Source organism: Anaerobacillus sp. (assembly GCF_046314235.1).
Classification (GTDB): Bacteria; Bacillota; Bacilli; order Bacillales; family Anaerobacillaceae; genus Anaerobacillus.
The window spans coordinates 391400-400264 of the sequence record NZ_JBKBWN010000002.1; the positions used below are offsets into that span (position 1 = coordinate 391400).

Consider the following 8865-nt stretch of genomic DNA (forward strand, 5'->3'; position numbering starts at 1 on the left):
TTTCTCCTTCTTAATAAAATCTTCCCTCTTATCAAGTAATCTACATAGAAATGTTCTTCTTTTATAAATCACAACAATTCTTAAACAAAGAAAACTGCTGCATCAACAGTTCCTCAACTAATGTACAGTCAGTTCAGGAAGAATTTAGTAAGACCTATTAATTCCTTTCAAGCCGTTCCAGTAGTCCTCACCACGTCATAATAGAGCACTTACTATCCCGGTTAGTGCAGATTTTTCCAATGATTTTACTAAGCTGTTGCGTCTTGTAGATGTAGGAACGCAGCGGTAGCTTAACAAGGTATATAAATATCACTCAACACCCACTGCCATTGGTTGTTATTGTAAATTAAAAATTCTGTCCTCCCACTCTCTTCATTTTTTGCTGAATATACAAAAAAAGTCTCGCCAGTTAACTTGTTTTTCACTTTAAATAACAACTTATGTTCTTCTAAAATAAAACTCTGTCTACTATAAATAGAGATACTGATTAAAACTAATATAATAACACCAACCATAGTTATAAATTCCAAAATAATCAATCCTTCCTGTTGTAAAAAAAGTTAAGTATGATACCAGTTACTTTGAGTACATTACTTTCAAAATCGTTGCTACATAACCCAATTCAGCGCCCTTTTCCCCTCTCATTACATTCCCTTTTATTTGTAATCATACCAGAATATACTACGTAGCTGGTAGCATAATTTTCTGATCAATGCATATGCGGAAAGTAACATCATTTCCCTTGCTTGTAATTAATGTACAGGAACATTCTTATGCCTTAATGTTCCCGTTAGACAGGTGGTATCAGCCTGACGGGCACATTCGACTTCTCCACGTTCCCTTTAGAGTGATGATATCATTCTGACGGGCACATTGAACGCCTCATCGTTACCTTTAGACAGATGTTATCATTCGGACGGGCACATTGAACGGCTTAACGTTACCTTTAGACAGGTGCAATCTGTCTGACGGGCACATTGAATGCCTCATCGTTACCTTTAGACAGGAGTTATCATTCTGACGGGCACATTGAGATGAGATATACCTTTTCTTGATTTGGCAGCGATTGCGTTAGGAGATTTAGTGACAAGATTTAACCTTGTGTTGACAGTTTTATCCATCACATGATAACATATCATTAAACGATATATCATTTAATGATATGTTACTTTTTTACCTTGAAAGGAGGTAGTCTAGTGGCAAGAAACGATTCCCTTAAAATGGGCGAGTTAACTGACAGTGCTTATTACATTATACTTTCGCTCGTTGAGGCGAAACATGGGTACTTGATTATGAAAACCATTGAAGATATAACAAACGGACGGATCAGTATTGGTCCAGCATCCTTATACACGACACTCAAAAAACTTTTGGAAGCTGACTTAATCGAAGCTATAGACGATAGCGAAGGGCAACGAAAGACTTATATCACGACTGCAAAAGGAATTGAATTATTAAAAAAAGAAATAATGCGAAGGCGCGAAATGGTCTTACATGGAGAACAGGTCTTTAAAAACAGAGGAGGAATTTAATATGCAAAAAAAAAAATATTTTTTAAACGGCGGTTTAGCTTTCTCAGAAAAGAAGGATCTTAACAAGCTAGCCAAGTACGCAAAAAAAGGCTGGTTTTTAGATGGCTTCTCAGCTGGTGGTTTGTTCTTTCAACTAAAAAAAGATGAGCCCCAGGAAATTGAGTATAGTCTTGATTACCAGGATAATGTAGATCAAGAGTATTACTCATTATTTGAAACATCAGGATGGAGCCACGTTCTTACCTTTGAAAATATGCACTTTTTTAGTGCCCCTAAAGGTACAAAACCTATCTACTCTGATAAAGAAACTATTATTGACAAATATACAAGAATGAGAAATTTATTTAGAAAATATACAATATTTTCCTTGTTATTAACGATGATCCTTTTGATTCCTCTAATGATGGTCGAAGGTGCCGTATTGTTTTTATCTTTGCTCATCGTGTTTTTAATTGCGACAGTCATACTAGTTTTTACAGGTCTTCCATACCTGGGATATGCCTTTAGACTAAGAAAGCTTCGCTAAGATATCCACTTTCTTTATTTATCAAATTAGCGTTACCCTTCTATATATGCTAACTACCATACTCCTAAAGTGTAGGTAGTTAGCATAAATGGAACTTTATTTTAATAGGCCTAGCTTAGGGTGCAGATTTTAACTCACTTCTTACGACTTCTTTCATTCAAACCTAATAAAGTTAAGTGCCTGGCACTTAACTTTTTTCTATCAATTGCAGGCGATTTTATAAATGGTCGGCAATATTTCACGCCTACTTAGTTCCCTATTACTATGCAAAAATATCTTCTAAAGCTACCTCAAACCCACTAAATACTTTTGAGGAAACATTCCCTTTACTGGTTTTTATGTCAAATTGTTCGTACATGCTTTCGGAATTTAAAACATAAACTGTTATCGACTCTAGCATTGGATTTACAATTCAATACTCAGTAACTCCAAATTTCATATATAGATTAAGCTTAGTTATTAAGTCATGTGATTGATTCGTGGGACTTAGTATTTCTACAATAAGTTTTGGCACCCCTTGGTACTTCGTCTCCGTAAAGCCACTTTTATCACATATTATACTAATATCAGGAATGACAATTTTTTGTCCTTCGATATCGTCTTTTTTTAGTTCTATATCATAAGGGGCTACGAACACTTCACATTGTCGACCTTCTTGGTAGTTTCCGAACTTTAACTGTAACCGGCTCGACACTCGCTGGTGTTTTGTTGATAGGGATGGTGACAAATAGACAATGCCTTCTATATACTCCAAGATAGCATCTGTTTCATTTCTCAGATCATAAAATTTGTCAATCGACCTAAAAGTGTTTTTATTCATTGACATCACTCTGGCCTTCTTCCAAATTTCAGTTAACTAAAACACGTTTAAAAAATTGCCTGTAACATACCGCATTTTCTTGCTCCACATTATATCACTCATTAATCGATAACACATATAATTCTTCTTCATCAACAAATTCGCCAGTATTTACAAAACCTAATTTTTCGTATAAATGCTTTCCTCTTATATTCTCTGGATCTGTAGATAAATAAATCTTTTTACAATTCTCGATTTTTTTCATCTCCGTAATTACCAGTTCCATTGCTTCCGTTCCATATCCGTTCCCTTGATATTTATGGTCAATCATAATCCGACAAAGCTCATGATAGCCTTGTTTTTTAGCAAAACCGTACATCGTAAAACCAATAATTTTACCTTCATATTCAATTGCTTTTGTTGTCCATGTTTTTTCATACTGTGCTTGGACCAAGGACAGAGCGTTAGATGCTACAAACTCCTCACAAATTGTAGTCGTCCCCTTCATCGTCGATAAAAAGATTACCTCCAACCAATTTTCTTCACTAATATCTATTAATCTGATCATTACTGCACCACCCAATATTCATCCCATGTATTTTTAGTCATCAAGAACGGATTAAATACAATTAAAACATTCTCCAAATTCTCGTATGAAGACTCACTCAGTCTGTTTCGTTAAAAGAACAGCGATATCCTCTATGTAAGCAAGCGCATTTTTCAATTTAATTAATAGAGTCGCATTTTGCATCATGTTATGTGCTGCGTAAATCAAAGGATACTTTCAAGGTAATACGTCTCACAATAGATTACTTATTTTCTATTTCAAGTTTTTTTGCAATTTCAGCAAGAATATTATTCCGTTCTCTTTGAATATTAATAAAGCTAATACCAAACCAAACTATAAAACTTAATAAAAATAGAATAATCACATATGGGAAAATCGTAATTAAATAAAGCCCACTCCCCGTACCAAACAAGATCAATAAACCTACCATAAATGATAGACCAAATATTAAAAGATATTTCATTTTTATCCTCCTTGACAAAATTAATTTTTCTTATTAAATCGTAACTACTAACAATCATTTCAGATAATGGTATTTTTTTCAATGTTTTTTTCAGTGGCGAAGCAGGGGGACGGTTCTTGCGCTTCCTTCGTTTAGCAAAACAAAATACTACATCACCTAAGCTTCTCTATTCAGGTCGGGCAAACAGTCGAAGTAGATGAGGGACATTTTTTCTGTCCCGGTATCTTCCCCATCTACTATTACTTAAATGGTGGGACAAGGTATCTGTCCCCTTGTCCTTGCCTTAAATCCACAATTGACAATGATTATCATTCTCTATAAAATGAATATATAAAGAATTAAAGGGGAGTTCATCCATGCTACAGTTAAAAGATAACGATTATGAAAAGATGCCAGGGCATTGGGTATTAGCAAAAATGGGGAAAACCGTATTAAGACCCGGTGGTATAGAGATCACAAAGAAAATGATCCGAAATCTCCATATAACAGAAAACGATAAGGTTGTAGAATTTGCTCCTGGATTAGGTGTCACAGCACGTTTAACTTTAGAAAATAACCCTCTTTTCTATACGGGAATTGAACAAGACCCAGAAGCAGCTAGGAGAGTTTCCGTTTATTTAAATGGAGAAAATCAACAATGCATCGTTTCCAATGCTGAAGAAACTGGGCTAGAAACTCAATCGGCTACTGTCGTGTACTGTGAAGCTATGTTAACGATGCAACCTACGAAAATGAAAAACAAAATTATTCATGAAGCCCACCGTATTTTAGAAGCTGGTGGGAAATACGGGATACATGAAATGTGCCTTCTTCCAGATGATATCTCTGAAGCAATGAAAAATGAGATCCATAAGGAATTATCAACTGTCATTCGTGTTAATGCACGCCCTTTAACAATCAGTGAGTGGAAAGACATCTTAGAACAAAATGGCTTTACGATAGAAAAAACTGAAACTGCTCCAATGCATCTATTAAATGTTACTAGAATAATTGACGATGAGGGCTTAAAAGGAACCATGAGGCTAGGTGTAAATATCATGACTACACCAAAGGCGCGAACTAGAATACTAGAAATGAAAAAGGTATTTGACAAATATAGTGAATATCTAGGTGCGGTTAGTATTGTTGCACAGAAAAAAGCATAAAAAAAAATTCCCTACGACCGTAACTTGTTGTAGGGAATTTTTTATCGACTGGCAATTTCATAAGCGAAGCAACAGAACCGTCCCCCTGCTTCCTATAATATCCGCTTTTCCCCTTCGATTGCTTGGATAGGGTCGATATTTTGCGTGAATTCGAGGGTACCCATGTACTTATTTTGCTCATTTCGAACGGCAAAATAGCGAATATAGACGTATTTATCCTTAAACTTGATCCAAAAATCCTCTGTCTCTTTTTTTCCAGACTTAAAATCATCGAGGATTGCTTCTACGATATGAGCACTTTTTGGCGGATGGCAATTTTGTACTGTGCGCCCGATTATTGCTTTCGTTCGGGCAAAGATTCTTTCCTTGCCGTGTGAAAAATAGCGGACAATATCCTTGTCGTCGATAAACGTAATATCAACTGGTAAATGGTTTAGCATTAGCTCGAGCTGATTTAGTGAAAGAACACCGGTTTCTAGCTTAATATATCCGTCACTAATTGCTTTCGCATGTATATCAACCCTTTCAGGCTTCCAAACCGCAGCTGGCTCAGTAAGGCAATACCCTATTTCATCACTTTCTTGAGCTATTTTTATCCACTCATCCTCGGTTAAATGACTCATAGACATTGGAAAGAGAATATGTTCCTCTCTATAAATCATTAATGTTATTTGTTCAACAACGTAGCGTAAAGTACTAAGAACTTTCTCTTTATCTCCGTTATAATTTGTTAAAAGCTTTTTCGCTTCCTTTATGGCATCTCGTATATAATCATCAAGTCTCCACATATTCACAGATGGACCATTAATCCCGTATTTCTCAAGGTATGGGAACAATAATTGCTCTTTCCGTGTAAAATGCTTGTCAATATCATACAAGAGGTTGCAATTATCTACTAACTTATAAATATTGTCTGGCGAGTCCTCTTTCTCAAATTCCTCTATACTTGGATTCAATTTCGATTGCAGTAAGTTCTCTAGTTCTCTATTCTCTCTACAGAAGGTATGAATGGGATGGCCAGGTATTTCTTGAGGATATTCAACTTTTACTATATTTCCTTCCATAATAGTTAAATGAGCTGAAGAAATTCTTTGAAATTCAGTTTCAGACAATTCTTTTTCTTCTATTACTTCTTGTTGATACTTAGAAAGTTTGGTAATTTCCTCTACTGTCACTTTCCCCAGTTTTTCATCAACAAAGGCTTTAACTTCTTCTACATTTTTTCCATTATAGATATCCCAAAACACTTGTTTTAGCAACTCTAGGCGCTCCAATTTTTGATCGATGCCATGTTGCTCGCGATTGTTTATACATTCACTCATATGATCACTCTTTCTATTTGCGATTAATTACTCCAAGTGAGAATCTCTCTCAATATTTAAAGTATATCACCTCTTCTCCTTGAGCTTAGTGACCATAATCACAACATGACATGCTTTTTACAAATCTTTTTTCTAAGAAGCAGGGAAGAAGCAGGGGGACGGTTCTTGCGCTTCCTTCGTTTAGCGAAACGAAAGAAGCAACAGAACCGTCCCCCTGCTTCCTACAAGTATTTTTTTATTTAGTAAAATTACATTCGGTGGTATGATGAAATGGTTGCGAAAAAAATCAATAGATTTCACACCTAGTTTTTACGAGAGTAATCGCGATTATTTTTTTGTGAGATTATTTCAAATAGTTGGAGGTTTTATGTTGAATGTAGTAAAAACTTTTAAAAAAATAACAGGCAAATATTACATTCTATTTCTAGTGTTATCGTTATTTTTTGTAGGTTCCATCATCTTTGTTCATTACAATTATTCTTTATATGATCAACCCATAGCCCAGATAATAGAAACGGAATTGATAGAGACAACTGATTATATTGATATGTTCGGAAATGAAGATCGTATCTATTTTCAGGAGATAACTGCGATGGTTAAAAATGGTGAAGAAAAAGGAAAGCTCATTTATTTAGATAATGAGTATACAGCATCTAAAACTTATGATCACGAGTATAGAGTTGGACAAAAAGTCTTTGTATCAATTGATAAAATCAAAGAGGGAAATACCGTTTTAACTGGATATATAGAAGAAGTTAAACGTGATACATATATAGTTTTTGTTGCATGGATTTTCATCTTCACGTTGATTATCATTGGAAAAAGGCAGGGACTATTATCTATTATAAGTCTGGCAGTAAATGCGGTATTGTTATCGTTTGCCTTAGATATCTATATAAATAATTCGCAAATAAGTCTCGTCCTTATTTGCGGTGTAAGTATCATCTTTTTTACTGTTATTTCTTTGTTGCTAGTTAACGGGTTTAATGAAAAAACATTTTCAGCTATTATAGCTACCCTTTTAGCTACTTTCAGCTCGCTGTTAATCGCATATGTTGTTATTCAATTAACGTCAGAAAATGGACTACGATATGAGGGGATGCAGTTTATCACTCGACCTTATCAAATGGTGTTTATGGCAGGATTATTCCTCGGTTCTCTTGGGGCAGTTATGGACGTAGCTATAACCATGTCCTCTTCTATATTTGGATTGTATGAAAAGAATAATAACATTTCGGTGGAAGCACTAAAAGCTTCAGGGATGGAAATTGGAAAAGACATTATGGGAACAATGACAAATATTTTATTTTTTGTCTATATAAGTGGTTCGATCCCAATCCTTATTTTGTCTTTAAAAAATAATTCTCCACTAGGGTTTACGCTTTCCATGAACCTTTCCTTAGAATTGGCTCGGGCTCTAGCTGGTGGTATTGGAATCGTGTTAACCATCCCTATAGGTATCTATACGACTATCTTTTTTATTCATAGAAAGCGGGCAAGATTAAGAATACTTTAGTTTTACTATCACTCATCCTCTTCCTTTTGATGACCTTAATTGGTGGTAAAAAAGGGGTAAGGTCTTTTTTAGCGATATTCTTCAATTTCGGTGTGCTTATTGTCTTCATTTTTATGATGAAAAACCCAAACGTGGATCTAATGATCTTAACGTTAATTGCATGTACAGTGATAAGTTGTATAAATCTATTTTATATTAATGGATTAAACACTAAAACAAAAACAGCTTTCATTTCTAGTGTTTTTACTACCGTTATCTTATTGTTTTTCATTGTCATTTTAACAAAGAAAGCAATGATCCAAGGGTTTGGAGAAGAAGAAATTGAAGAACTAACGATGTTTTCCCTTTATATTGGTATCGATTTTGTTAAAGTTGGAGTTGCTGTAATCATTATGAGCACCATTGGCGCAATTACTGATGCAGCTATCGCTATTTCCTCACCTATGCGTGAGATCCATTTCCATAATCCAACGATTAGTAGAAAAGACTTATTCTCATCCGGATTAAGTATTGGAAGAGATATAATGGGAACAAGCACGAATACATTATTTTTCGCCTTCTTTGGAGGGTATTTAGCGTTGCTTATTTGGTTTAAAGATTTATCCTATTCTCTAGGAGAGATTGTAAATTCAAAGATCTTTAGTGCTGAGATCATCACAATTCTTTGTGCCGGGATTGGCGTAACATTGGTTATTCCAATTACCTCCTGGATTACTGCATTTTTTTTAGTGAAAACCAACGAGAATAATAAAACAAACATTTGAAATATCCTCTAATTTTCGTATTCAATAAACTTAATACAACACAAAATTTAAAATGACCGAACGCTGCGAACGTCCGGTCAAGCAATTACATCCGCATGTGGTGCTCCTGTGATTACTCGTCGCATGCTTTGCAAAGAAGTATATCAGGAAGCTAGCAGGTGACCAAGATCATATTATTACCGAAAAAAGTAACAATCCTTATCTCTTGGTTGGAGGGTGGACGGTTACTT

At 35.0% G+C, this 8865-nt stretch carries 9 protein-coding genes; 5 read left to right on the plus strand and 4 right to left on the minus strand.

Annotated features, from left to right (window positions below; genetic code table 11):
* Positions 1 to 1196 precede the first annotated feature (1196 nt).
* Complete coding sequence (locus ACK4M9_RS04095; protein ID WP_409848253.1) at positions 1197 to 1532, plus strand: PadR family transcriptional regulator; 336 nt, start codon at positions 1197 to 1199, stop codon at positions 1530 to 1532.
* A gap of 1 nt (position 1533) precedes the next feature.
* Positions 1534 to 2058 carry a DUF2812 domain-containing protein gene (locus ACK4M9_RS04100; RefSeq protein ID WP_409848254.1) on the plus strand — a complete coding sequence of 175 codons (525 nt, stop codon included), beginning with the start codon at positions 1534 to 1536 and terminating at the stop codon, positions 2056 to 2058.
* A 412-nt stretch (positions 2059 to 2470) separates the two neighbouring features.
* Here the strand turns inward: ACK4M9_RS04100 and ACK4M9_RS04105 are convergent, their stop codons facing one another.
* From ACK4M9_RS04105 to ACK4M9_RS04115, 3 genes are all read right to left on the minus strand, one after another.
* A complete protein-coding gene (locus tag ACK4M9_RS04105) occupies positions 2471 to 2878 on the minus strand; it encodes a Uma2 family endonuclease (RefSeq protein ID WP_409848255.1) in 408 nt (135 codons plus the stop codon).
* Between the two features lie 94 nt (positions 2879 to 2972).
* Positions 2973 to 3425, minus strand: coding sequence for a GNAT family N-acetyltransferase (locus ACK4M9_RS04110; RefSeq protein WP_409848257.1), 453 nt, complete (start codon positions 3423 to 3425; stop codon positions 2973 to 2975).
* A gap of 241 nt (positions 3426 to 3666) precedes the next feature.
* Positions 3667 to 3888 carry a hypothetical protein gene (locus ACK4M9_RS04115; RefSeq protein ID WP_409848258.1) on the minus strand — a complete coding sequence of 74 codons (222 nt, stop codon included), beginning with the start codon at positions 3886 to 3888 and terminating at the stop codon, positions 3667 to 3669.
* A 356-nt stretch (positions 3889 to 4244) separates the two neighbouring features.
* Here ACK4M9_RS04115 and ACK4M9_RS04120 point away from each other — a divergent pair, with 356 nt between their 5' ends.
* A complete protein-coding gene (locus ACK4M9_RS04120) occupies positions 4245 to 5033 on the plus strand; it encodes a methyltransferase domain-containing protein (protein WP_409848259.1) in 789 nt (262 codons plus the stop codon).
* Between the two features lie 92 nt (positions 5034 to 5125).
* On the opposite strand, the gene ACK4M9_RS04125 is transcribed toward ACK4M9_RS04120, so the two are convergent.
* On the minus strand, positions 5126 to 6355 hold the full coding sequence (locus tag ACK4M9_RS04125; protein WP_409848261.1) for a DUF438 domain-containing protein: 1230 nt from the start codon (positions 6353 to 6355) through the stop codon (positions 5126 to 5128).
* Positions 6356 to 6722: 367 nt separating this feature from the next.
* On the opposite strand from ACK4M9_RS04125, the gene ACK4M9_RS04130 reads away from it, so the two are divergent.
* Together ACK4M9_RS04130 and ACK4M9_RS04135 are read left to right on the plus strand one after the other, a co-directional pair.
* On the plus strand, positions 6723 to 7871 hold the full coding sequence (locus tag ACK4M9_RS04130; protein WP_409848262.1) for a YibE/F family protein: 1149 nt from the start codon (positions 6723 to 6725) through the stop codon (positions 7869 to 7871).
* A gap of 29 nt (positions 7872 to 7900) precedes the next feature.
* A complete protein-coding gene (locus ACK4M9_RS04135) occupies positions 7901 to 8635 on the plus strand; it encodes a YibE/F family protein (RefSeq protein WP_409848282.1) in 735 nt (244 codons plus the stop codon).
* The last annotated feature ends 230 nt before the right edge of the window (positions 8636 to 8865 follow it).

What these genes read in the sequence shown, in the direction of transcription:
- ACK4M9_RS04120 (WP_409848259.1), top strand. Translation starts at nt 4,245, where the DNA reads ATGCTACAGTTAAAAGATAACGATTATGAAAAGATGCCAGGGCATTGG.
- ACK4M9_RS04125 (WP_409848261.1), bottom strand. Translation starts at nt 6,355, where the DNA reads ATGAGTGAATGTATAAACAATCGCGAGCAACATGGCATCGATCAAAAA.
- ACK4M9_RS04105 (WP_409848255.1), bottom strand. Translation starts at nt 2,878, where the DNA reads ATGAATAAAAACACTTTTAGGTCGATTGACAAATTTTATGATCTGAGA.
- ACK4M9_RS04115 (WP_409848258.1), bottom strand. Translation starts at nt 3,888, where the DNA reads ATGAAATATCTTTTAATATTTGGTCTATCATTTATGGTAGGTTTATTG.
- ACK4M9_RS04130 (WP_409848262.1), top strand. Translation starts at nt 6,723, where the DNA reads ATGTTGAATGTAGTAAAAACTTTTAAAAAAATAACAGGCAAATATTAC.
- ACK4M9_RS04100 (WP_409848254.1), top strand. Translation starts at nt 1,534, where the DNA reads ATGCAAAAAAAAAAATATTTTTTAAACGGCGGTTTAGCTTTCTCAGAA.
- ACK4M9_RS04110 (WP_409848257.1), bottom strand. Translation starts at nt 3,425, where the DNA reads ATGATCAGATTAATAGATATTAGTGAAGAAAATTGGTTGGAGGTAATC.
- ACK4M9_RS04135 (WP_409848282.1), top strand. Translation starts at nt 7,901, where the DNA reads ATGACCTTAATTGGTGGTAAAAAAGGGGTAAGGTCTTTTTTAGCGATA.